Origin of the sequence: Pseudomonas nitroreducens, assembly GCF_014204515.1 — a bacterium.
Classification (GTDB): domain Bacteria; phylum Pseudomonadota; class Gammaproteobacteria; order Pseudomonadales; family Pseudomonadaceae; genus Pseudomonas; species Pseudomonas nitritireducens_A.
The window spans coordinates 1-21976 of the sequence record NZ_JACHLI010000052.1 but is presented as its reverse complement, the minus strand read 5'-3'; the positions used below and the strand labels follow the sequence as shown (position 1 = coordinate 21976).

At 65.1% G+C, this 21976-nt stretch carries 20 protein-coding genes; 14 read left to right on the top strand and 6 right to left on the bottom strand.

Features of this window, described 5'->3' with window-relative positions; translation table 11 throughout:
- The first annotated feature begins 374 nt into the window (after nt 1-374).
- The 3 genes from HNP46_RS33855 (at nt 375) to HNP46_RS33845 (ending at nt 6183) form a co-directional block, all read left to right on the top strand.
- Nucleotides 375-3047 carry an autotransporter outer membrane beta-barrel domain-containing protein gene (locus HNP46_RS33855; protein ID WP_184598065.1) on the top strand — a complete coding sequence of 891 codons (2673 nt, stop codon included), beginning with the start codon at nt 375-377 and terminating at the stop codon, nt 3045-3047.
- Between the two features lie 386 nt (nt 3048-3433).
- The gene (locus HNP46_RS33850; RefSeq protein WP_260403335.1) at nt 3434-4021 is read left to right on the top strand and encodes a biliverdin-producing heme oxygenase; all 588 of its coding nucleotides are present in this window, start codon (nt 3434-3436) and stop codon (nt 4019-4021) included.
- Complete coding sequence (locus HNP46_RS33845) at nt 4018-6183, top strand: GAF domain-containing protein (RefSeq protein WP_184598059.1); 2166 nt, start codon at nt 4018-4020, stop codon at nt 6181-6183. The genes HNP46_RS33850 and HNP46_RS33845 overlap by 4 nt, the downstream gene beginning before the upstream one ends.
- 75 nt (nt 6184-6258) lie before the next feature.
- Here HNP46_RS33845 and HNP46_RS33840 read toward each other — a convergent pair whose 3' ends face one another.
- Nucleotides 6259-6525, bottom strand: coding sequence for a DksA/TraR family C4-type zinc finger protein (locus tag HNP46_RS33840; RefSeq protein ID WP_184598125.1), 267 nt, complete (start codon nt 6523-6525; stop codon nt 6259-6261).
- Nucleotides 6526-6711: 186 nt separating this feature from the next.
- Between HNP46_RS33840 and HNP46_RS33835 the strand changes: the two genes are divergently transcribed.
- Entirely contained in the window at nt 6712-7368 is a 657-nt protein-coding gene (locus HNP46_RS33835) for a hypothetical protein (protein WP_184598049.1), read from the top strand.
- 25 nt (nt 7369-7393) lie between these two features.
- Here HNP46_RS33835 and HNP46_RS33830 read toward each other — a convergent pair whose 3' ends face one another.
- Nucleotides 7394-8257 (bottom strand): isocitrate lyase/PEP mutase family protein, encoded by an 864-nt coding sequence (locus HNP46_RS33830; RefSeq protein WP_184598047.1) that lies wholly within the window; start codon nt 8255-8257, stop codon nt 7394-7396.
- A gap of 206 nt (nt 8258-8463) precedes the next feature.
- On the opposite strand from HNP46_RS33830, the gene HNP46_RS33825 reads away from it, so the two are divergent.
- The 4 genes from HNP46_RS33825 to HNP46_RS33810 all read left to right on the top strand — a co-directional run bounded on the left by HNP46_RS33825 (nt 8464) and on the right by HNP46_RS33810 (nt 11035).
- Entirely contained in the window at nt 8464-9729 is a 1266-nt protein-coding gene (locus HNP46_RS33825; protein ID WP_184598044.1) for an Hsp70 family protein, read from the top strand.
- 74 nt (nt 9730-9803) lie between these two features.
- Entirely contained in the window at nt 9804-10010 is a 207-nt protein-coding gene (locus HNP46_RS33820) for a hypothetical protein (protein WP_184598041.1), read from the top strand.
- An 87-nt stretch (nt 10011-10097) separates the two neighbouring features.
- Nucleotides 10098-10442, top strand: coding sequence for an osmotically-inducible lipoprotein OsmE (gene osmE, locus HNP46_RS33815; RefSeq protein WP_184598038.1), 345 nt, complete (start codon nt 10098-10100; stop codon nt 10440-10442).
- Nucleotides 10443-10579: 137 nt separating this feature from the next.
- Nucleotides 10580-11035, top strand: a complete 456-nt coding sequence (locus HNP46_RS33810; protein WP_184598035.1) for a GyrI-like domain-containing protein — start codon at nt 10580-10582, stop codon at nt 11033-11035.
- A gap of 544 nt (nt 11036-11579) precedes the next feature.
- Here HNP46_RS33810 and HNP46_RS33805 read toward each other — a convergent pair.
- A complete protein-coding gene (locus HNP46_RS33805; protein WP_184598032.1) occupies nt 11580-13667 on the bottom strand; it encodes an AsmA family protein in 2088 nt (695 codons plus the stop codon).
- A 287-nt stretch (nt 13668-13954) separates the two neighbouring features.
- Between HNP46_RS33805 and HNP46_RS33800 the strand changes: the two genes are divergently transcribed.
- From HNP46_RS33800 to HNP46_RS33790, 3 genes are all read left to right on the top strand, one after another.
- On the top strand, nt 13955-14488 hold the full coding sequence (locus HNP46_RS33800) for a ferritin-like domain-containing protein (protein WP_184598029.1): 534 nt from the start codon (nt 13955-13957) through the stop codon (nt 14486-14488).
- Between the two features lie 521 nt (nt 14489-15009).
- Nucleotides 15010-15723: a hypothetical protein gene (locus tag HNP46_RS33795; protein ID WP_184598026.1), complete on the top strand. Its 714-nt coding sequence runs from the start codon at nt 15010-15012 to the stop codon at nt 15721-15723.
- Between the two features lie 330 nt (nt 15724-16053).
- Nucleotides 16054-16551, top strand: a complete 498-nt coding sequence (locus tag HNP46_RS33790; protein WP_184598024.1) for a phage infection protein — start codon at nt 16054-16056, stop codon at nt 16549-16551.
- 82 nt (nt 16552-16633) lie between these two features.
- On the opposite strand, the gene HNP46_RS33785 is transcribed toward HNP46_RS33790, so the two are convergent.
- Entirely contained in the window at nt 16634-17944 is a 1311-nt protein-coding gene (locus HNP46_RS33785; protein ID WP_184598021.1) for an MFS transporter, read from the bottom strand.
- Between the two features lie 217 nt (nt 17945-18161).
- On the opposite strand from HNP46_RS33785, the gene HNP46_RS33780 reads away from it, so the two are divergent.
- On the top strand, nt 18162-18404 hold the full coding sequence (locus tag HNP46_RS33780; protein ID WP_184598018.1) for a DUF6868 family protein: 243 nt from the start codon (nt 18162-18164) through the stop codon (nt 18402-18404).
- A 111-nt stretch (nt 18405-18515) separates the two neighbouring features.
- Nucleotides 18516-18731, top strand: coding sequence for a hypothetical protein (locus HNP46_RS33775; RefSeq protein ID WP_184598015.1), 216 nt, complete (start codon nt 18516-18518; stop codon nt 18729-18731).
- A 6-nt stretch (nt 18732-18737) separates the two neighbouring features.
- On the opposite strand, the gene HNP46_RS33770 is transcribed toward HNP46_RS33775, so the two are convergent.
- Together HNP46_RS33770 and HNP46_RS33765 are read right to left on the bottom strand one after the other, a co-directional pair.
- Complete coding sequence (locus HNP46_RS33770) at nt 18738-19823, bottom strand: fatty acid desaturase family protein (protein WP_184598012.1); 1086 nt, start codon at nt 19821-19823, stop codon at nt 18738-18740.
- A 17-nt stretch (nt 19824-19840) separates the two neighbouring features.
- The gene (locus HNP46_RS33765) at nt 19841-20941 is read right to left on the bottom strand and encodes a ferredoxin reductase (protein ID WP_184598009.1); all 1101 of its coding nucleotides are present in this window, start codon (nt 20939-20941) and stop codon (nt 19841-19843) included.
- A gap of 154 nt (nt 20942-21095) precedes the next feature.
- Here HNP46_RS33765 and HNP46_RS33760 point away from each other — a divergent pair, with 154 nt between their 5' ends.
- A complete protein-coding gene (locus HNP46_RS33760; protein ID WP_184598006.1) occupies nt 21096-21731 on the top strand; it encodes a TetR family transcriptional regulator in 636 nt (211 codons plus the stop codon).
- The last annotated feature ends 245 nt before the right edge of the window (nt 21732-21976 follow it).

Below are 21976 nucleotides of genomic sequence, written 5' to 3'. Positions count from 1 at the left end.
TGCAGCCGCTCTGACCGAGCGGGCTGCTCGCGGGCCGGTGCGCAATGCCCGGTCCGCCTTCGTCTTGCCCTGAATCAAGACTTTTCCCCTCCGCCACCCCGCCGCCGGCCGATTGAGATTTGTCTTATTCGGCCACCTGAACGCTTTCTGAACAATGAGCCCACTGATCCGACGCGCCCCCTCCGCAGCGGATTGGGCAGGGCTCGAAACTTCACGGCCCTGCCCTCCCCAGGCCTGCCCCGTCAGGCGCCATCGTCCAGCGAAAGCAGGAACCGATCCGCAAGCACGCTCTTGCGATCACCAGCCAAGAACGGCTCCCGGCGCTGGAAACATGCCCCGCATCGTCGCGAGACGACGGCGGCAAGGAGGTTGCAATGCGCTTTTCGAAAACTCTTCTGGCCACGCACGTCGCACTGGCCATTGCCGTGATCGGCCAGGTCGGCACGGCCAGCGCCGCCTGCACGACCAGTGAGGACGGCAAGACCTATACCTGCAACGAATCGGTCTACTGGGGCCTGCCCAGCGGCGTCGAGAAACTGGAGATCGACACCGGCAATGTCCGCGGCAGCATGGCGCCGCTGACCGGTTTCGGCATCTACGGCAACAACGGCCGCTACGACGTGAAGGAAGCCGTCATCAGCACCGGCGTGGCCTCCGGCACCCTCAGCGGCTACAAAGCCGATGCCATCCAGGCCAACATCGGCACCAGTCTGATCTCCATCGATAAGCTCACCATCGTCACCAAGGGTCTTTCCGCCGACGGCATCAACGTCACCGAGAACGCCGTCAACTCCACGGTGACCATCGGCAACGATGCCAGCATCGACACCTCCGGCATGGGCGTGCGGGCGAACACCTCCAAGAATGGCGGGGTGAACACCATCATCCTCGGCAGCGGGGCGACCATCACCACCAGCGCCTCGGGCAGCAACACCAGCGACGGCAACGGTTATGCCGTGTATGCCGGCAACCGCAATACCGACTACCTGACCTACAAGGGCGATGCACAGGTCAGCATCGGCAACGGCAGCACCATCACCACCAAGGGTTCAGCGGCCCACGCGGTCTTCGCCAACCGCGGCGGCGTCATCGAACTGGGCAGTACCCACATCACCACCGAGAAGAACAACGCCTACGGCATCTACGTGCAGACCCTGGAAGACTTCAACGGCATGCGCGGCGGCAAGGTCAATCTCTACGGCGATACCCAGGTCACCGTCACCGACGGCAACCGCGCCATGGCCGCCAACGGCGCGGACTCCAGCATCGTCTCGCAGAACGCGGCTGTGTACCGGATCGACAGCAGCGCCGCCGACGACGCCGTCAACCGCAAGGGTGCCGCGCTGTATGCCGAGAACCTCGGCAAGCTGGACCTGAAGATGGCCGCCGGCTCCTACCTCAACGGCACCACCAGCACCGCCACCGACGGCGTAATCGACCTGGCCATGGACGGAGCTGCCAGCCACTGGTTCATGACCGGCAACTCCAACCTCACCAACCTGTCGCTCACCGATGGCGCCCAGCTGGTCTACGACCGCCACGACGAACACGGCGCCTACACCTACAAGACGCTGACCGTGGATGGCAACTTCAGCGGCGGCGGCCACCTGGTGATGAACACCTACCTGGGTGACGACACCTCCGAGACCGACAAGCTGGCGGTGACCGGCAACACCTCGGGCGAGACCCGCGTGACCGTCAACAATACCGACGGCCCCGGCGCCGAGACCCTGGAAGGCATCCAGATGATCACCGTCGGCGGCACCTCGGCCGGCGAGTTCAAATCCGACCGGATCACCGAGGGCGGCTACGAGTACGTGCTGCGCCGTGGCGGCAGCTTCGTCGGCTCCACCGGCGCGGACAGCGACTGGTACCTGACCTCGTACAAACCGACCGAACCCGATCCGGAGGAGCCGCCACCCGTTGACCCGCCGCCGGTTGATCCGCCACCGGTCGATCCGCCGCCAGTCGATCCGCCGGGCCCGGTCGACCCGACCCCGGAAGACCCCGATCCGGTCGATCCTGCGCCGGAGCAGCCCGGTCCCGTGGATCCGGCGCCGAAGCCAGGCGACAGCGACCGCGTGCGTCAGCCCGAAGGCGGCAGCTACACCGCCAACCTCGCGGCGGCCAACACGATGTTCCTGCACCGCCTGCATGACCGTACCGGCAACCTGACCTACGTCGATCCGGACACCGGCAAGGAAGTCACCTCGATGCTGTGGATGCGCAACGTCGATGGTTCGACCCGCTGGGAAGACAGCACCGGCCAGCTGAAGACCGAGGCCAACCGCTACGTCATGCAACTGGGCAGCGACCTGTACCGCAAGCAGACCGACAACGGCGACTGGGTGGTCGGCGTGATGGCCGGCTACGCCAACGGCAACTCCACCACCAAATCGCGCATCACCGGCTACCGCTCCCGCGGCGAGATCGACGGCTACAGCCTGGGCGTCTATGGCACCTGGTACGAGAACCGCGATGACGAGAACGGCGCCTACGTCGACAGCTGGGTGCTGTGGAACGACTTCGACGCCGAAGTGCGCGGCGAGCAACTGGCCAAGGAGAAATACGACGCCAAGGGCATCACCGCCTCCATCGAGGCCGGCAAGACCTTCGAAGTGGCGAAGACCGAAAGCGCCAGCTACTACGTGCAGCCCCAGGCGCAGGTGGTATACATGGGCGTGAAGGCCGACAGCCACCGCGAGGCCAACGGCACCAGGGTCACCGGCCAGGGCGACGGCAACCTCATGACCCGCCTGGGCGCCCGCGCCGCCGTGCGCAGCAACCAGGAAGGCGGCTTCGCCAACACCTACGGTGTGGAGCCTTATGTCGAGACCAACTGGATCCACAACTCCAAGGACTTCGGCGCCAAGATGGGCAGCACGAAGTTCGAGATGGATGGCGCCAGCGACATCTTCGAAGTGAAACTCGGCGCCACCAGCAAGGTGAACAGTCGGGTCAACGTCTGGGGTGAAGTGGGCCACCAGTACGGCGACAACGGCTACCGCGACCAGGCGGTGACGGTGGGCTTCAAGGTCAACTTCTGACCGCGCCGTGAACCCTTGCCGCCGCACCTCAGGTGCGGCGGCATTCTTTTATCTGCGGCGAGCCATCGCGGACGTAGTCCGCTCCTACGCAAACCTGTGGCGCCGTAGCTGAATGGCAGCGACATCGTCCAGGCCAAATTCGCGACCGTAGGAGCGGATTCATCCGCGATGATTTCCAGCAGCGGTGGGCCATCGCGGACGCAGTCCGCCCCTACGCAAACCTGTGTCGCCAGAGCTGCATGGCAGGCACGCTCGATGCCAGCTCCCACCCCGCAGACACCTGACATTTCGATCAGATTCCATCAGACATGTCCTATCCCGGTACTGCTATGCTCTGCTGCTCAAAGACGTAGAGTGGACCCGCGATGACGGCGATGACTTCGCAAATGAACGAACGCCCGGGCATCTCGCCCGCGCTGGCCGCATTACGCGCCGCCACCCAGGCGTTGCACGCCGAGCTCGACGGCCGCTCGCCACTCACCGGCCCATTGTCCCGCCAGGACTACCTCGATCATGCCGCCCGTGTACTGGGCTGGATGCGCCCGCTGGAGTCGGCCCTCTGGCCGGCCTGGCCGGACGACGCCGACGCCGCCCTGCGCCAGGGCAAGAGCCAATGGCTGGAAGCCGACCTGCAGGCCGGCGCCGCCCCCGCTGCAACGGACTGCCCGGACGCGCCGACGCCCGGCTGCCTGGCCGAAGCCTTTGGCATCGCCTACGTGGCCGAAGGCGCCACCCTGGGCGGACGGGTGCTCTACAAGCGCCTGAAGACCTCCCTCGACCCGCTGCCCCTGCGCTGGCTGCAGGGTTACGGCGAGCACACCGGCGAACGCTGGAGCAGCTTCCAGCGCCTGCTCGCCGAACACGTCAACAGCCCCGCGGACATCGCCCTCGCCCAGGCCGCAGCAGTGCGCGCCTTCACCTCGTTCCGCGACTGGGTGATCGACGCGGCGCCGAAGCGGGCGGTCCCGGCATGAGCGAGCCGACGGTCACCCTCGCCAACTGCGAAGACGAACCCATCCATCTGCCCGGCGCCATCCAGCCCCATGGGGCGCTGATCGCCCTGGACGAACAGGGCCAGGTGCTGGGTCTTAGCGACAACCTCGGCCTGCTGCTGGGCATCGCTCCGCAACTCGGCCTGCCGCTGGCCGAGGAAGACGTCGGCGGCAACGTGCTGACCATGCTCGCCGAAGGCCTGCGTACCGACGGCCCGTGGGTCAACAGCGTCGAGGCACGGATCGGCCGGCGCTTCTTCGACGTGATCGGCCACAGCCACGACGGCGTCTTCTACCTGGAATTCGAGCGCCGCGCCTCGGGCGCCGCCTCCTTCACCACCTTCGCCCTCAACGCCCAGCGCCTGGTCAGCCAACTGCAGCTGCGCAACGACGTCGAGAGCCTGCTGGTCAGCGTGACCGACGAGGTGCGGCGGATGACCGGCTACGACCGGGTCATGGCCTACCGCTTCAACGAAGACGATTCCGGCGAGGTGGTCGCCGAAGCCCGCCGCGAAGACCTGGAGAGCTACCTCGGCCAGCGCTACCCGGCCTCGGACATCCCGGCCCAGGCGCGCCGCCTGTACCTGCAGAACCCGGTACGGCTGATCGGCGACGCCGCCTACCAGCCGGTGAACGTGCAGCCCACGCTCAACCCGCGCAGCGGCCGGCCCTTCGACCTGAGCTTCAGCACCCTGCGCAGCGTCTCGCCGATCCATTGCGAGTACCTGGCGAACATGGGCGTGCGCGCATCGATGAGCATTTCCATCGTGGTCGGCGGACGCCTCTGGGGCCTGTTCTCCTGTCACCACATGAGCCCGAAGCTGGTGCCTTACCCGATCCGCATGTCGTTCCAGGTGTTCTCCCAGGTGTGCAGCGCGATGGTCGAGCGCCTGGAGCAGAGCCGCACCAGCGAACTGCTGCGCCAGGCCTCCGAGCGCCAGCAGGCACTGCTGCGCTGCACCCGCGACTCCGACGACCTGCTCAGCGCCCTGACGCGCCCCGGCGCCAGCGTCGCCGACCTGCTGCCGTGCGACGGCGCAGTGGTGATGCTGGGTGGACGCACCAGCAGCATCGGCGGCGACTTCGAGGCGCTGGCGGTCTCCATCGTCGCCCAGCTGCAGCAGGACGATGAGCTCGACCTGTTCCACAGCGACCGCCGCCTGGAACCTGCCGCCGAGCAGTACGACCCGCGCTACTGCGGCGCCCTGGCGATCCGCTTCCACCGCCAGGAGTCGGGCTGGATCGTCTGGCTGCGCCAGGAGCAGGTGCACCGCATCCGCTGGGGCGGCAAGCCGGAGAAGATTCTCAAGACCGGGCCATCCGGTTCCCGCCTGACTCCGCGCGGCTCCTTCGAGGCCTGGGAAGAAGTGGTGCAGGGCCGCTCCACGCCGTGGACCGGTATCGACCTGAGCATCGCCGAGAAGCTGCGCACCGAACTGGTGGAGCTGTGCCTGAACCGCGCAGGCGAGATCGACCGCATGCGCCAGCGCCTGATCGCGGTACTCGGCCACGACCTGCGCAACCCGCTGCAGTCCATCTCCATGGCCGCCGCCATGCTGTCCTCCAGCGATGTGCGCAACGCCGAACTGCGCCAGCACATCACCTATTCCAGCAGCCGCATGGAGCGGCTGATCAGCCAGATCCTGGAAATGAGCCGGCTGCAGAGCGGCGGCGGGATGACGGTGAAACCGGTGGCCGCCGACCTCTCGCGACTGGTCCGCGACATCGTCCAGGAAACCGACGTGGCCTATCCGGGGCTGTCCATCGAGACCGCCATCGAGGACGGCGTCCAGGGTGCGGTCGATCCGGACCGCTACCTGCAGGTGGCCGCCAACCTGCTGAGCAACGCCCGCCACCATGGCCGTCCCGGCCGCCCGGTGCTGGTGGAACTGCGCCGCGAGGAAGACTGGGCGCGGCTGAGCATCCTCAACGAAGCCGAAGCCCTGGATGAAGCGCGCCTGGCCAACCTGTTCGTGCCCTTCAAGCAGGATGTCCCCGGCCACGGCCGCAACAAGAGCGGGCTCGGTATCGGGCTGTACATCTCCCAGGCGATCGTCGGCGCCCATGGCGGGCACATCGAGGTGGAGCAGGCCGATGGCATCATCACCTTCAGCGTCCTCGTACCGCTCAATCCATCGACCTGATGCTTTTGCAGGAGCGCGCTCCTGCCATGAAGAACGGCGCCCTCGGGCGCCGTTCTTCATGGGATGCTTCTGCCGTCAGCGCAGCTGACTGTCCTTGCTGCCGCGGCGGTTGTAACCCGAATAGGCCGCCTGCTCCCGGTCATGCTCGGCCTGGCAGTTCACGCACAGGCGCACACCGGGAATGGCCTTGCGCCGCGCTTCGGGGATCGCTGCGTCGCATTCTTCGCAATGGCTCAGGCTCTCGCCCCTGGGCAGCTGGTTGCGCACCCGTGCCACGGCATCCTCGATGGTGCTGTCGATCTGTTCCTGAACCGCCCCGTCATTTGCCCAGCCGCTGGCCATGGCGACCTCCGTCATCTGATCACTTTCCATACAGATATGCCGGGTGCTGCCCGCAATTGCAAGGGACCGTCGTCTGGGGATAAAAACGGCGTTCTACGCCAGGAGTATCGGATTTGTCCTACATGCAGAGCAGGACGGGGTATCGAGAATGGCCGCCATTTCCCGCTGCTATTCCGAGGAAACACCATGCGCTCCCTTTCTGCACTGCTGGCCGGCCTGACCCTGAGCGCCGTCCTCTGCGGCCACGCCGCAGGCGCCGAGCCCCCTGCCAGCCCGACCTCGCCGCTGCTCGAAGACATCGAGCGCTACCTGCTGCTCTACAGCGCCACCGGTGACGAGCGTTTCCTCAACCGGCTCAATGGCCTCGGCACGCAGTTCGAGCAGAAACTCGGCGAACAGAAGCAGGCCGAGCCCCTCCGCGACATCTGGCAGCTCTACCAGCAGACGCTGGATCGGGTGCAGGCGGCTTACCGTGAAAAAGGCGTCGATCTGAAAAAAGCGCTGAACCAGTCGCAGGAAGTGGCTGATCTGTTTGACAGCTTCCTGGTCAGCAGCCCGCCACCCGCTGGACTCGCCAGCGATCTGCGCGAACTGGCGCTACTGGAGGCGCGCAAGGCCAACCATGCCCTGCTGGGCATCGAGGCTGCCGCGAACCAGCAGCGGATCGAGCAGCTGAGGAGCGCCATCACTGCCCAACTGGACGCCCTGCCCGAAGAGGCGCAGCGCGAGCGCCTGCTGACACACTGGAACTACCTGCGCCAGGCGCAGGCGGCCAGCGGCACGCTGCTCTATCCGTTCAACGCGCAGATCGAGTATCTCAGCGAGCATCTGCCCCAAGGCTGACGCTGCTCCGCGCGAACGTCACGACTTACTCTTTCACTTCCATGTATTCGCGCGCCCAGATCTGGTACTCCTCGGGCAGCGTGTACTTCTTCGCCAGCTCCGAGGCGGTCAGGTCCGAGGCGTGCACGCCGCGCTGCTCGCGCAGGCAGTCGTAGGTCGCCTTGATCGCGGCGAAGTAGGCAGCATGGCCATCGACCACTATACGTACGCCCAGCTCGGCCAGGCGCGTGTCGTCGCGCAGCTCGGGGTTGCCGTAGGACACCAGCATCAGCGGCACCGACAGGTGGCGGGAGATGGCTTCCAGGTGGTCGAAGTCGCGGATGCCGACCATGCAGATGCCATCGGCGCCGGCGGCCTGGTAGGCCAGGGTGCGGCGGATCACGTCATCCACCTCCAGCACCTCGGCGTTGGTGCGGGCGATGATCGCCATTTCCGGATCGATGCGCGCTTCCAGTGCTGCGCGAATCTTGCCGACACCTTCCTCGACCGGGATCAGGTCGGTGGACTTGCGGCCGAACTGCGCCGGCAGCAGGGTGTCCTCGATGGTCAGCGCCGCCACGCCGGCGCGCTCCAGTTCGACGATGGTGCGCATGGTGTTGAGCGCGTTGCCGTAGCCGTGGTCGGCGTCGGCAATCACCGGCAGGCGGGCAACGCGACCGATGCGGGTGGCCTGCTCGGTGAACTCGCTGAGGGTGATCAGCGCGAAGTCAGGCGCCGCCAGAACTTGTAGTGAAGCTACAGAACCGCCCAGGATGCCCACCTCGAATCCCAGGTCCGCGGCGATACGCGCGGACATCGGATCGAACACCGAAGCGGTGTGATAGCAGGCTGATGAATTCAGTAAGGCGCGGAATTCCTTGCGCAATTCGTGAAAGGAGGCTCTGTGCATGGTGGGATCCAACGGCTAATACGGGGTGGGAGAACGGAAATCAGATAGTAGGAAACTCTTGTAGGAAAACTACAGGAACACAATGTAGCAAAACTACAAGCTACTCCCCAAGCCCTCTTTGCCACCATAGCCTTCCGACGGATACCCAGAATTTCAATTCGCACTCGCGTACACTGCGCGGCCGTTTTTTCTCCGGACAACGCACCATGTTCCCGACCACCGCTTCCCGCGCCCTGGGCATCGACTTCGGCACCTCCAACTCCACTGTCGGCTGGTGGCGTCCGGACAGCGAACCGCTGATCGCCCTGGAAGACGACAGGATCACCCTGCCCTCGGTGATCTTCTTCAACGTCGAGGAACGCCGTCCGGTCTACGGCCGCCTGGCCCTGCACGAATACCTGGAAGGCTACGAAGGGCGCCTGATGCGCTCGCTGAAAAGCCTGCTGGGTTCCTCGCTGCTGAAAAGCGAAACCACCGTGCTGGGCAGCGCCATGCCGTTCAAGGACCTGCTGGGGCTGTTCATCGGCGAGCTGAAGAAGCGCGCCGAGGCGGTCGCCGGGCGCGAGTTCGAATCCGTGGTGCTGGGCCGCCCGGTGTTCTTCGTTGACGACGATCCCAAGGCCGACCAGGAAGCCCAGGACACCCTGGTCGCCGTGGCCCACAAGCTCGGCTTCAAGGAGGTTTCCTTCCAGTACGAACCCCTGGCCGCAGCCTTTGACTACGAGCGCGGTATCCAGCGCGAAGAGCTGGTGCTGATCGTCGACATCGGCGGCGGTACCTCGGACTTCTCGCTGGTACGCCTGTCGCCGGAGCGTCGTGAAGTGGCCGACCGCCAGGGCGATATCCTCGCCACCGGTGGTGTGCACATCGGCGGGACCGACTTCGACAAGCAGCTGAGCATCCAGGGCGTGATGCCGCTGTTCGGTTATGGCAGCCGCATGAAGAGCGACGCCTACATGCCCACCAGCTACCACCTCAACCTCGCCACCTGGCACACCATCAACGCGGTGTACGCGCAGAAGTCCCAGCTGGCGCTGCAGAACATGCGCTACGACATCGTCGACGCCACCGGCATCGACCGCCTGTTCAAGCTCATCGAGCAGCGCGCCGGCCACTGGCTGGCGATGCAGGTGGAAGCGAGCAAGATCGAGCTGTCCGACAGCGACCGCCGCGACATCGACCTGGCCCGCGTCGAAGCCGGCCTGGTCGCTGAACTGAGCCGCGAGCTGTTCGAAGGCGCCATCGGCCCGCTGCTGGAGCGCGTGCGCGGCAGCATCAGCGAGCTGCTCAACTCGGCCGACGTCGATCCGGCGCGGGTCGATACGGTGTTCTTCACCGGCGGCTCCTCCGGCGTCCCGGCGCTGCGCCAGAGCGTGGCGGCGATGCTGCCCAACGCCCGCCACGTCGATGGCGACCGCTTCGGCGGGATCGGCAGCGGCCTGGCCATCGAGGCGATGAAACGCTACGGCTGAGCAGCCGCTCACTGACGAGTGCAGCGCCATGCGCTAGTGTGGCGCTGTCCTTCACCTCACTCCCGGAGCCCGCCATGCGCGTCTTCCAACTGACCGGCCTGTTGTTCCTGGGTACCGCCCTGTCCGCCTGCGGCCTGGGCGAAACCGCCGCCACCGCCAGCCTGCAGGCCAAGCAGGCGCAACAGGCCCAGCAGCAGATGCAACAGCTCAAGCAGCAGGTCGATGCGGCCAACGTGCAGAACCAGCAGCGCCTCGACGACGCCATCAAGGATGCCGAGTAAGCGCAGCAGCGTGCAGATTTCTTGAACGCCGGATGATCACCCAGGCTCCAAGTTGAGCGAGTGAGTTGCTCAACCAAGGAGAACACCATGTACAAGCGATCACTGCTGGCGCTGTTCGTAGTGGCTTCGGTGGCAGGCTGCGCCTCTACCAAAGTGCAGAATCCGGTCAACTACATGACCTACCGCGACGAGCCGCTGGTGCGCAACGTCGAGAAGGGCATGAGCAAGGAGCAGGTCCTGCAGATTGGCGGCACGCCGTCGGCAACCCAGAAGCGCCTGATGAAGCCCGGTAGCTGCAACAGCTACATCCTGAGCAAGGACGGGCAGCAGCAGCCTTACTACGTCAGCTTCGATGGCAACGGCCAGGTTGATGGTTCGGGCTTCCTGACCTGCTCCGAGCTGGACCGCCACGAGCGTGACTACCAGCCGTGATGCAAGCCTGAACGGTATCGACAAAGCCCTCGCCTGCCGGCGGGGGCTTTTGTTTGCCGCACCCCAGGCCGCTGCGGGGATTGTTCGCGGCAGGCGACGGCGGTCTATCATCCCTGCTGCCACTTGAGGAGCCGACCATGAAATACCGCATCATCGAACTGCCCGCCTTCGACGTAGTGGGCATGGACTACCGCGGCAGCGCGCCGGGCGACAGCATCGGCCAGCTCTGGCAGCGCTTCCTGCCACGGGAGAAGGAAATCACCGCCAGCAGCAGCGACCGCACGGCCTATGGCGTCTGCACCCAGCTGGCGGGCGGCGAATTCCACTACATCGCCGGCCTGCCGGTGGACGCCGGCGCCAGCGTGCCCGAGGGCATGCTGAGCTTCACGGTGCCGGCACAGAAGTACGCCGTGTTCACCCATGTCGGCCCGGTCGGCGCCATCGCCGACAGCTTCCAGGCCATCTACTCCAGCCTGCTGGCGCGCCACGGCCTGGAACCGAAGAAGGGCGTCGACCTGGAGCGCTACACCGAACGCTTCCTCGGCCCGGAAGACCCGGCGTCGGAAACCGATCTCTACGTGCCGATCTACTAAGCAACCGGCAGGTTCCGGCATGGGGGGGCAGGAGCGGACCTTGCCCGCGAAATCCTTCGAGGCGTAAACGCTGCCTTGCGGGAAACCTCCCAGGCCGGCGCCGGCTCGGGTAGCGCCCATCCCTTCGCGTTCTGAGGTGGCGGCAAGATTTCGCGGACAAGGTCCGCTCCTACGGTCGAGTCCAGCGCTGACTTCCAATCAACGTAGGAGCGGACTCTGTCCGCGATAGACCAACCCCGCGCCGAACCCCGCGCGGATGAATCCGCTCCTACCTGAAATTCGTGCTGGGCCATGCCCTCTCCCCCGCCCTGGCTGCGCGCCCCGCTCCGAAGGGAGAGGGAGCTATCCGTGCCGGCTGACGCCGTGGTTTCAGCCGGCACCGAACCAGTCCCCTCTCCCTTCAGGGAGAGGGTTAGGGAGAGGGAAACCCGGGCACAGATTTACGGGGCAAAGACAGTTGCTCCTACCAGTCGAGCCCGGCGCCGACCTCCCATCAACGCAGGAGCGGACTCCGTCCGCGATCGGCCCAGGCAAAAGGCCGATGCTACTTACGCTTGGGCGCCGGTGCCTTCGACGGCAGCTGCAGTTGTTGCAGCAGCGCGGCGCACTGGTTGTCGTCCTGCTTGCTGGGGGCGATCAGCGCCAGCAGTGCCGCTGCCGGTCCCACGGTCACGCCCAGTGCGACCATGCCCACCCCGCGCGCCGCCAGCGGCCCGACGTGAACGCCGGCCTTCGGGTTCTTGTAGGTGCCCTGCACGTAGAGCGGCGAGCGCAGGGAGAAGATGCGCACGCCCTTGCTCTGCGGAACGATGTCCAGGTCCAGTTGCTCGGTGGCCAGGTTGGTGGTGCCCTGCACGGTGATGATGGCGTTCTCGGTGTCGAAGGCGAACACCCGCGGCTTGGCCAGGCCATTGTTGATGTCCACGTCGGCCGCTGCGCAGTTGATCTTCACCTCGTCATCGCCGAACAGCTTGTTCACCACGTAGTTGCCGACGTTGAGTCCGGCGATCTCCATCAGGCTGCGGCTGATGCGGCCGTCGTTGATCAGCAGCTTCATCTCGCCATTGGCTCCGGCCAGGATGGTCGCCACCGAGTTGCCGGTACCGCTGATGGCGGCGTCACCGTTCAGCTCACCGAAGCTGGACTGCATCGGGGCGAAGCTGGGGAACAGCTCCTTGAGCTTGAAGTTGCGCGCCTGCAGCTGGACCCGGCTCTGCAATGGCGCCTTGCTGCCGTCCAGGCGGATGTGCGAGTCCAGGGTGCCGCCAGCCACGCCGAAACGCAGCGGCTCCAGGGTCAGCAGGCCATCGTTGAGCACCACGTGGGTGAACAGGTCGCTGATCGGCAGCTTGTCGCTGTGCACGATGCGCTTGCCGGTGAACTCCACGTCGGCGTCCATCGCGCGCCAACGGTCGGTGCGGAACTCCTCCACCGGCAGCACCTTGTCCGCCGGCTGGCGGGTGCTCTGACCACGGGCCTGCTTGTCCTGGTTGGAGTCGGCGCCGATCAGCGGGCCGAGGTCGGCCATGCGCAGCTGGTCCGAACGCAACTTGCCGGACAGCTTGGGCCGCGGCTGGCGATTGACGAACACCAGGTCGCCATGCAGGTCGCTGTCGCCGACCTTGCCGTTGAAGTTCTCGTAATGGAACTGCGCCCCGCCCGAGTCGTGCAGCTCGGCCTTGAGGCGGCCGTCGGTTTCGTAGGCCGGGGTATCGGGCAGGGTTACGCCGGTCAGCGGGAAGAGGTTGGCCATGCTGGTGCCGGCCAGTTTCAGGCGCAGGTCCAGGGCGCCGAGGTTGAGCGGATCGGTCAGGGTACCGATGATGCTCGCGCGGGTGCTGCCGGCGGAGACGTCGGCCTGCACCGGGAAGGGTTTGGCCGCATCCTGCAGGGCGAGCATGCCGCCGACCTTGCCGGAGCCGGTGAGCGGCAGGCCCTTGTACTGGCCCTTGAGCTTCCAGCCGAATACGTAATCCTGGGTGCCGGCCTTGTCGCCGCCAGCCAGCGCCTTGCCCGCCAGCTGGCCGAAGGGCACCGGCTTGCCGAGCGGGTCCACCAGCAGTTCCAGGCGGGTCTTGAGGGTCTGGTCATCGAGGCTGACGCTGCCCTTGTCGAAGCCGATCTCGCCGATGTCGAGCTTCCACGCCGACTGCTCGGGCATGGCGTCGGGATTCTCCTCCTTCTTCGGCAGGTCGAAGGTCCAGGTAGCCCGGCCATCGGCCAGGCGCAGCAGGTCAGCCGTGGGGCGGGTGAGGACGATCTGCGGGATGCGCACGGTCTGCCAGATCAGCGGCAGCGGGGCGAGGCGGAACTCGACTTTCTCCAGGCTGGCGAAGTTGGCGTTACGCGTCTTGCCGGCCGCCCAGTCGGGATTGCCCAGGGTGATGTCGGCGGCGCTGAAGTGCGGCCAGGGCACGTAGGCGCGCCAGCCGCCCTCTTCAGGCTCCGTGCGCCAGAACACCTGCAGGTCGCCATTGATGGCGAAGGGTCGGCCCAGCTCGGCGGACACCTTGTCGTTGATCATCGGCTTCACCCGGTTCCAGTCGAAGGTGGCGATGAACACCACCAGCGCGGCGATCACCGCGATGAAACCGATGAAGCTCCAGAGGCAGATTCTTTTCCCGCGCGTCATACCTGAACTCCCTGCTGGCCGCGTCGGTGGAAGCAGCGACGTCCCCACGTCGCTGCCGGTATAGATGGCCGCCTGAGCATGCCGGGCCGGCATTCTCCCTTGGCCTGCTGTCTTGGACCAGCATAGCGGGGCGATGGCTCCCGCAATCTGCCGGGGATTTGCGCGCCAGGGCCTGTCGCGGAAAAAAACCAAACTTTCCCGTCCACCGGCGACTCACACCTTTGCTACCCGTTTCGAGCCGCGCGCCACCGCAGCGCCGGTTTGCCCCGCCGTAAAGGAGATACCTGATGAACCAGGCACCACTGACCGACATCCAGACCCTGCGCCAGCGTGCGCGCCAGAACATCGAAGAGGGTGCGGTGACCGAGGGCTACCATGCCGACCGCAAGACCGTGCTGCGCCTGCTCAACGAGTCGCTGGCCACCGAGCTGGTCTGCTACCTGCGCTACAAGCGCCACTACTTCATGGCCACCGGCCTGAAGGCCAGTGTCGCCGCCGCCGAGTTCCTCGAACACGCCACCCAGGAACTGCAGCATTCCGACCTGCTGGCCGAGCGCATCATGCAGCTGGGCGGCGAGCCGGACTTCAATCCCCAGGGCCTGACCGAGCGCTCCCACGCCGAATACGTGGCTGGCGCCAACCTGCGCGAGATGATCACCGAAAACCTGGTGGCCGAGCGCATCGCCATCGACAGCTACCGCGAGATCGTGGTGTACCTGGGTGACGACGACCCGACCACGCGCCGCCTGTTCGAGGAAATCCTCGCCCAGGAAGAAGAGCATGCTGACGACATGGCGGACCTGCTGCAGGACCTGAAGTAGATTTCGCAGCTGCCTTCATCGATGCCCGGCTCTGGCCGGGCATCGTGCTGAGCACCCTCTGCCGGCTTCATGTAGGAGCGAGCTTGCTCGCGAACAGCCCGATCCTCGGCGTCGCCGGTGTTCGCGAGCAAGCTCGCTCCTACCTATCAGCTCCGGCGCCAGGTACCTGCGTAGGAGCGGACTCCGTCCGCGATTGATCCGCCCCGCAGGAGGCCATCGCGGACGGAGTCCGCTCCTACAAACATCCCCTACTCCTGCCAAACCCTCGTTCCAGAGCTATCTTGGGCTATCGAGTCGACCAATACATCTACAAATACGATACTACCAATCTCGCCGATATCGCCCATCGAAGGCATTGATGCAAGTCATTTTAAACAATCAAGTAATTGTTTTTTATGGATAAAATAAACAATCATCGGCATCGATAGCGACTATCTTCCGGCTTCGTTTTCCAATCGATAATCCAGAACTGATACTGAGTCCGTGTCCAACGAACTCCCCACTCTTTCTGGAGCCGCATCATGAAACGCACCCTCGTACTTGGCTTTGCCCTCTCCGTACTTGCTGCCAATGCCGCTTTCGCCGGCTCCCAGCAGGATTCCCCGGTCATCAACGCCAGCCAGACCCAAGTGCTGGTCCAGGACGGCGCCGAACGCACCCTGGATCAACAACAGAAACAACTGGACGCCGCCAAGGCCCGCATCGCCGAAAACGGTTCCAGCCAATCGGTGGATCGCCTGATCGAGAAAATGAACGTCGCCGAGAATGGCTCCAGCCAGACCGTCGACCGTCTGCACAAGCAACTGGGCGTGGCTGAAAACGGTTCGAGCAAGACCATCGACCGCCTGCACAGCGACATGAGCGTTGCCGAAAACGGCTCCAGCCAGACCGTCGACCGCCTGCACAAGCAACTGGGCGTGGCTGAAAACGGTTCGAGCAAGACCATCGACCGCCTGCACAGCGACATGAGCGTTGCCGAGAACGGCTCCAGCCAGACCGTCGACCGCCTGCACAAGCAACTGGGCGTGGCTGAAAACGGTTCGAGCAAGACCATCGACCGTCTGCACAGCGACATGAGCGTTGCCGAGAACGGTTCGAGCCAGTCGGTTGACCGCCTGCACCAGGAAATGAAGGTCGCTGAAAACGGCTCCGAGCACACCGTCGACCAACTGCACAGCAACATGGTTGCCGAGTCCGGTGGCGACACGGTCTTCGATGCCCACCTGAAGGCGTAACGATTCAGGCAGTACACCGAAAGGTGAGAGAAAAGCCCGGCCCGCCGGGCTTTCTTATCGCGGCGATGCAGCCAAATCCCTCCCTCGATGACAGGCCAGCCGTGATTTGTAACGGCTTCTTGCCTGAAACCTTCTGAAACACGCCTGAAAACACCGCCCTAGAGCGGTTTTCGTCGTTTCATCATTGGCAACGATAGTTGAAATTAGCCGGCTAAATAATCGACATCACTGATGCTCTGTATTAGCCAGCATCGTTTTTAAATCAATTTATCCGAAGGGAAAATAACCCTGTCGCCAAAACATACCGCCCCCCTTTCGGAGCCACACAACATGAAACGCCAGATCGCCCTCAGCCTTGCACTCGCTTCCCTGATGTCCGCCAGCGCCGTCTTCGCCGCCCCGGCCATCCTCAACAACGGCCCGCGCTCCATCCCGCAGCACGAACAGCTGAAGAGCGCTGCCCCCCGCGTCGCCGATAACGGCTCTGAACGCACCATCGACCGCCTGCACAAGCAGATGGACGATGCCCGCGTCGCCGACAACGGCTCCGAGCGCACCATCGACCGCCTGCACAAGCAGATGGACGATGCCCGCGTCGCCGACAACGGTTCCGAACGCACCATCGACCGTCTGCACAAGCAAATGGACGATGCCCGCGTCGCTGACAACGGTTCCGAACGCACCATCGACCGTCTGCACAAACAGATGGACGACGTCCGCGTAGCCGAGAACGGCTCCGAGCACACCATCGACAAACTGCACAGCAACATGGTCGCTGAATCCGGTGGTGACACCGTGTTCGACGCCCACCTCAAGCGTGTTTCCTGATCCAGACGAAATACGCCTGACAGGCGAAAGAAAAGCCCGGCATCTGCCGGGCTTTCTCATTTCAGCGTTTCGCTGAGCGCGACTAGCTCTTCGACTCAGTGCCATCCGGCTCGCCATCGGAGCGACCGATGCTCGCCGGCGCTTCCACCACCAGCTCTTCCGGGACCTCTTCGACGCGTGGGTCCAGCGCGGCGGCCATCGGGCTGACGGTATCGGGCATGGCCACGTGGTGCAGCGGCGCCTCGTCGACGCGATGCACTCCGGTAACGCGCTTGGGCTGCACCCAGAAGATCAGGATCAGCGCATAGGCCGAGACCAGCATGTAGAACATGCCCGGGCCGAAGTGGCGCATCATCGCGCCGGCGAACAGCGGGCCGATACAGGCGCCGACGCCGTAGGTGGTCAGCAGCATCGCCGACAGTGCCACACGGCGGGACTGCTCGACGTGGTCATTGCCCAGGGCCACCGCCAGGGGATAGAGGGTGAACAGCAGCATGCCGGTGACGAAGCCGTTCACCAGCAGCAGCGTATAGGGCAACTCGATCAGCCCCCACATCGGCACCGCCGCCAGGCACAGCAGCAAGGCGTTGGCGCGGATCAGCCAGCTGCGGTTGACCCGGTCGGACAACCAGCCCAGCGGCCACTGCGCGCAGAAGCCGGCGACGATGCACATGCCGACGAAGAAGCTCGACTGTGCGGTGTCCAGCCCGTTGCGCGCCGCGTACACCGGCGCCAGGCCATAGAAGGCGCCGACCATCAGGCCGGCGACGAAAATGGTCCCCAGCGACTGCGGCACGCGCTTCCAGAAGAAGCCGATCTCCAGCGGCGCCGCCACCAGCTTGGCCGGGTGGACACGGCGGGTCAGCGCCAGCGGGATCAGGCACGACGAGAAGCACATGGCGACCAGCAGCAGCGGCTTGTAGTCCAGCGCCGGGCTCAGCGCCAGCAGGCCCTGGCCGACCACCAGGCCGGCGTCCACCGCCACCATGTAGCCGGCGAACACCTTGCCGCGCTGGTGACCTTCGGCCTGCTCGTTGAGCCAGCTCTCGATCACCATGTACTGGTTCATCATCACCGCGCCCATGATGAAGCGCAGGAAGATCCACACCTCCAGCTGCGAGACCAGCGCGTGGATCAGCACGATCACCGTGGCCATGCCGGCGCACGCCACGTAGGAGCGGATGTGGCCGAAGCCGGCGATCAGCTTGTGGCCGAACTTGCCGCCACAGACCAGGCCGAAGTAGTAGGCCGCCATCAGGCCGCCGACCCAGAGGTCGCTGACGCCTTCCTGGGTCAGGCGCAGGCCCATGTAGGTGGTGAACAGGCCGGAGCCGGCGAGCATCAACAGGGTGGCGGTATAGAGCGCGGGAAACGTGACGAGCGGGCTGAACATGGCAAGTCCGGCAGACAGAAGGGAAAGGGAGGTGTAGCGGCAAGGTTAGCCGTCCGCACATCGGACAGCGCTCGCGCAGCAAAGATCACATGGATCGCGGCAGCCGGCCATTATGGATTCTGGCCGAGGCGCCGGCTATCGGACCCACGCCCTTTCATCTGCCGGAAACCATCCCTGCGGGTCCGCGTCCAACGCAGTACGTACCCGGAGAAATGCCATGCCGCTCCCGGAACTGAAACCCTTCCTGCTCTACTGCACCCTGATCAACTATTTCATCCTGCTGATCTGGTTCGCCGCCTTCACCCTCGCCCACGACTTCATCTACCGCCTGCATCGCCGCTGGTTCGACCTGCCGGTGGCGACATTCGATGCCATTCATTACGGCGGCATGGCGGTCTACAAGATCGGCGTGCTGCTACTCAACCTCGCGCCGTTGCTGGCTTTGTCCCTGCTTTCCTGAGGCCCGGGCCATCAGTGCGACATCATGTCCACCGATCGGAAAGCAACTTGTTGAAATTTATTGGAAATAATCAGGTCGTAGGGTGCTCGCAGTTTTCAGGAGATCACCACTGTGCACCACGCAACCCGCAGCCTGCGCAAGACCCTCGACGCCGTCGCCGCCAACAACGAAGCCACGGCGCTGGAAGTCATGCGTGCGGTCGAACAGGTCCAGGACGACCTACTCCGGCAGAAACTGCTCAAGTCCATCTACCACCTCAATCAGGACGCCGCCGACCTGCGCGCCCTGCGTGAGGAAATCGCCTCGCCGCTGACCCGCCGCGCCTGATCCGCCTCAGGCGCTGGCCGGCAATGTCGGCACGGTTGGCTTGCGGTGTACCCAGATGCGCCTGAGCACCGTGGCGAACTGCGCCGACAGCCGGCCGCTGTTGTAGGTCTGGCCGTAGCGCGCAGCAATCCCCTGCACCTCTTTCGACAGCTGCGCATAGCGACGTGCCGGAAGGTCCGGGTAGAGGTGGTGCTCGATCTGGTGGCTGAGGTTGCCGGTGAGGATGTGGAATAACGCACCGCCCTCCAGGTTGCTCGACCCGCGCAGCTGGCGCTGGTACCAGTGGCCGCGGGTCTCGCCCTGCAGCACCTCGGGCGGGAACACCGCCGCCTTCTCGGTGAAGTGGCCGCAGAAGATCACTGTGAAGGTCCACAGGTTGCGCATCAGGTTGGCGATGACGTTGCCCAGCAGCACCGCGCCGAACGCGCCGGTAAACAACCCCAGCAGCGGGAACACGACGTAGTCCTTCAGCCACTGGCGCCCGACCTTGGCGTTGAACTGGCGCAGCAACGGGCGCAACTCCTCCTTGCTCATCCGTCCCTTCACGTACTTGTCCAGGCGCAGATGCTGCACCGCCACCGCGTACTGGAACAGCAGCGCCTGAACCGTTACCCAGACCGGCTGCCAGCGGTAGAACGGCTTCCACTTCTGCTCGGGGAACAGCCGCACCACGCCATAGCCGACGTCGTCGTCCATGCCCAGCACGTTGGTGTAGGTGTGGTGTACATGGTTGTGGGTGTGCCGCCAGAAGTCCGCGGGGCCGACGATGTCCCACTCATAGCTGCGCCCGGAGAATTCCGGATCGTTCATCCAGTCGTACTGGCCATGCATGACGTTATGGCCCAGCTCCATGTTCTCCAGGATCTTACCGAGCCCGAGCAGAAAGGTGCCCAGCACCCAGGTCGGCGGGAACCAGCCAGCCATCAGCAGTACGCGGCCACTCCAGCAGCAGAAGCGCACCGCCGCGCGGATGCGACGGATATAGCGGGCGTCCTGCTCGCCCAGGTCGTGCAGGGTGCGCTGACGCAGGGCGTCCAGCTCGGCACCGAAGGCCGCCAGTTCAGTGGCGCTGAGGTCGCGATCTTCGCGCATGGAAACTCTCCTGAAGATCAGAGATCGACGGTCAGGTCGCCCTGGGGCGCGCTGACGCAGATACGGATGGGCTGGCCCGGCTCGCTGAACAGCTCGCCGCTGCGCAGGTCACGCACGCAGCCGCTGACCAGCGTGCAGGTACAACTGGTGCAGACTCCCTGGCGACAACCGTGCAGCGGACGCAGGCCATGGGATTCCGCCTGCTCCAGCAGGCTGCGGCGACTGTCGCCGGAAACCTCCAGGGTGCTGCGGGCGAAGCGCAGACTCACGGTTGCGGCGGGCTCGTTGTCGTCCCAGGCCGGCGGGCTGAAGCTTTCCACCTGCAGGCTGCGGCTGCGCGTACCCAGCGCCTTACGCACGGTCTCGACGAAACCGCCGGGGCCGCAGGCCAGTACATGGCGGCCATCCAGATCGGCGACGTGATCGCGCTGGAAGCGTCCGGACAGTTCGCCGTCCTGCGCGGCATCGCCGCTCAGCGCCCAGCGCAGTTCGAGATTCGGGTATTGCTCTGCCAGCGCCTGAAGCCCGGCGACGAAAGCCTTCTGGCCGCGTTCGCGGACGTAGTGCAGGAGCGTCACCGGGCCGTTGTAGCCACGCTCCAGCGCTTCGCGCAGCAGGCCGAGCAAGGGCGTCAGGCCACTGCCGGCAGCCAGCAGCAACACACCCTGGCCATCTTCCGGCCAGCTCAGCTCGCCGTCCGGTTGCCCCAGCTCCAGCACGTCGCCCACGCACAGTTGCTGCAGCAGGAAGGTGGAAATCCGCCCACCCGGTTGGAGCTTCACGGCAAATTCCAGGCAGCCGTCCTCGGCAATGCGGGTCAGGCTGTAGCTGCGGCTGTGGCGCACACCGTCATGCTCGACGAACAGCTGAAGGTGCTGGCCAGGCCGTGCACCGCGCCAGTGGGCATTGGGGCGCAGGCGCAGTTCGAGCATGTCGTCCGCCACCCACTGCCGCGCCTCGACCCGCGCGAACACCCGCTGCAACGACCAGCCGCGGTTGCACGCGCGCAGTACGGCATCGACATCCGACTCGCGCAGCCACTGGCCGCGCACCAGGGTTCTCAGCGGCGACAGCAACGGCGAGAGGAAACGCAGGCCCGCAAAGGGAAGCAGGGACATGAGCGAACACCAAACAGTAAACATGTGTTCACTTAAAATCTCATGGGCAGGACTTTTCAGTCAACACATGTTCACTGTGTTGCGGAGGAACTTCCCCCACGCCCATCGGCTTTTGCTAGAGTGCCTGCGCCTTTGCCCTGGATAGCACTGCCGTATGGCCACTCCCCGCGCCGAACAGAAACAACAGACCCGCCTGGCCCTGATGGACGCTGCGCGCAGCCTGATGGACAGCGGCCGCGGCTTCGGCAGCCTGAGCCTGCGCGAAGTGGCGAAGAGCGCGGGCATCGTCCCGGCGGGCTTCTATCGGCACTTCGCCGATATGGACCAACTGGGCCTGGCGCTGGTCGCCGACGTCGACGAAACCTTCCGCGAAACCTTGCGCGTGGTGCGCCACAACGAGTTCGAGCTGGGCGGCGTGATCGAGGCCTCGGTGCGCATCTTCCTCGATGCGGTCACCGCCAACCGCACCCAGTTCCTCTTCCTCGCCCGCGAGCAGTACGGCGGCTCGCACCCGATCCGCCAGGCCGTAGGCGAACTGCGCCAGCGCATCACCGACGACCTCGCCGCCGACCTGGCGCTGCTCAACAAGCTGCCGCACCTCACCGCCCAGGACATCGACGTGATCGCCGACCTGGTGGTGAAGACCGTGTTCGCCACCCTCCCCGAGTTGATCGACCCTCCGGCCGAGAGCCTGCCCACCCACCTCTCGCCCCAGGCGAAGATCACCCAGCAGCTGCGCTTCATCATGATCGGCGCCAAGCACTGGACCGGGATCGGTTCGCGGCCCTGAGTTTCACCAACTGTCTTCTCTGGGGAGTCTTTGCCATTGCCTTCCCTCACCCCAGCCCTCTGCCAGAGGGAGAGGGGGCAGGTCGTGCCAGTTGACGCTGCGGTGTCATCCTGCAGCGGACGGTCCCCTCTCCCTCTGGCAGAGGGTTAGGGTTGAACTGACCCCCGAAAGTTGGACAGTTGGACTGGGCCGCTAAGCTGCCAATGACTGAGCCCTGTATTGAACGGGGCTCAGTCCCTTCAACT

Bases quoted from the DNA above. Each gene is read 5' to 3' on its own strand.
- HNP46_RS33810 (WP_184598035.1), top strand. From the start codon at position 10,580: ATGAAATACCGCATCATCGAACTGCCCGCCTTCGACGTAGTGGGCATG.
- HNP46_RS33845 (WP_184598059.1), top strand. From the start codon at position 4,018: ATGAGCGAGCCGACGGTCACCCTCGCCAACTGCGAAGACGAACCCATC.
- HNP46_RS33770 (WP_184598012.1), bottom strand. From the start codon at position 19,823: ATGCGCGAAGATCGCGACCTCAGCGCCACTGAACTGGCGGCCTTCGGT.
- HNP46_RS33835 (WP_184598049.1), top strand. From the start codon at position 6,712: ATGCGCTCCCTTTCTGCACTGCTGGCCGGCCTGACCCTGAGCGCCGTC.
- HNP46_RS33800 (WP_184598029.1), top strand. From the start codon at position 13,955: ATGAACCAGGCACCACTGACCGACATCCAGACCCTGCGCCAGCGTGCG.
- HNP46_RS33820 (WP_184598041.1), top strand. From the start codon at position 9,804: ATGCGCGTCTTCCAACTGACCGGCCTGTTGTTCCTGGGTACCGCCCTG.
- HNP46_RS33850 (WP_260403335.1), top strand. From the start codon at position 3,434: ATGAACGAACGCCCGGGCATCTCGCCCGCGCTGGCCGCATTACGCGCC.
- HNP46_RS33840 (WP_184598125.1), bottom strand. From the start codon at position 6,525: ATGGCCAGCGGCTGGGCAAATGACGGGGCGGTTCAGGAACAGATCGAC.
- HNP46_RS33780 (WP_184598018.1), top strand. From the start codon at position 18,162: ATGCCGCTCCCGGAACTGAAACCCTTCCTGCTCTACTGCACCCTGATC.
- HNP46_RS33830 (WP_184598047.1), bottom strand. From the start codon at position 8,257: ATGCACAGAGCCTCCTTTCACGAATTGCGCAAGGAATTCCGCGCCTTA.
- osmE (WP_184598038.1), top strand. From the start codon at position 10,098: ATGTACAAGCGATCACTGCTGGCGCTGTTCGTAGTGGCTTCGGTGGCA.
- HNP46_RS33760 (WP_184598006.1), top strand. From the start codon at position 21,096: ATGGCCACTCCCCGCGCCGAACAGAAACAACAGACCCGCCTGGCCCTG.
- HNP46_RS33805 (WP_184598032.1), bottom strand. From the start codon at position 13,667: ATGACGCGCGGGAAAAGAATCTGCCTCTGGAGCTTCATCGGTTTCATC.
- HNP46_RS33790 (WP_184598024.1), top strand. From the start codon at position 16,054: ATGAAACGCCAGATCGCCCTCAGCCTTGCACTCGCTTCCCTGATGTCC.
- HNP46_RS33825 (WP_184598044.1), top strand. From the start codon at position 8,464: ATGTTCCCGACCACCGCTTCCCGCGCCCTGGGCATCGACTTCGGCACC.
- HNP46_RS33785 (WP_184598021.1), bottom strand. From the start codon at position 17,944: ATGTTCAGCCCGCTCGTCACGTTTCCCGCGCTCTATACCGCCACCCTG.
- HNP46_RS33795 (WP_184598026.1), top strand. From the start codon at position 15,010: ATGAAACGCACCCTCGTACTTGGCTTTGCCCTCTCCGTACTTGCTGCC.
- HNP46_RS33765 (WP_184598009.1), bottom strand. From the start codon at position 20,941: ATGTCCCTGCTTCCCTTTGCGGGCCTGCGTTTCCTCTCGCCGTTGCTG.
- HNP46_RS33855 (WP_184598065.1), top strand. From the start codon at position 375: ATGCGCTTTTCGAAAACTCTTCTGGCCACGCACGTCGCACTGGCCATT.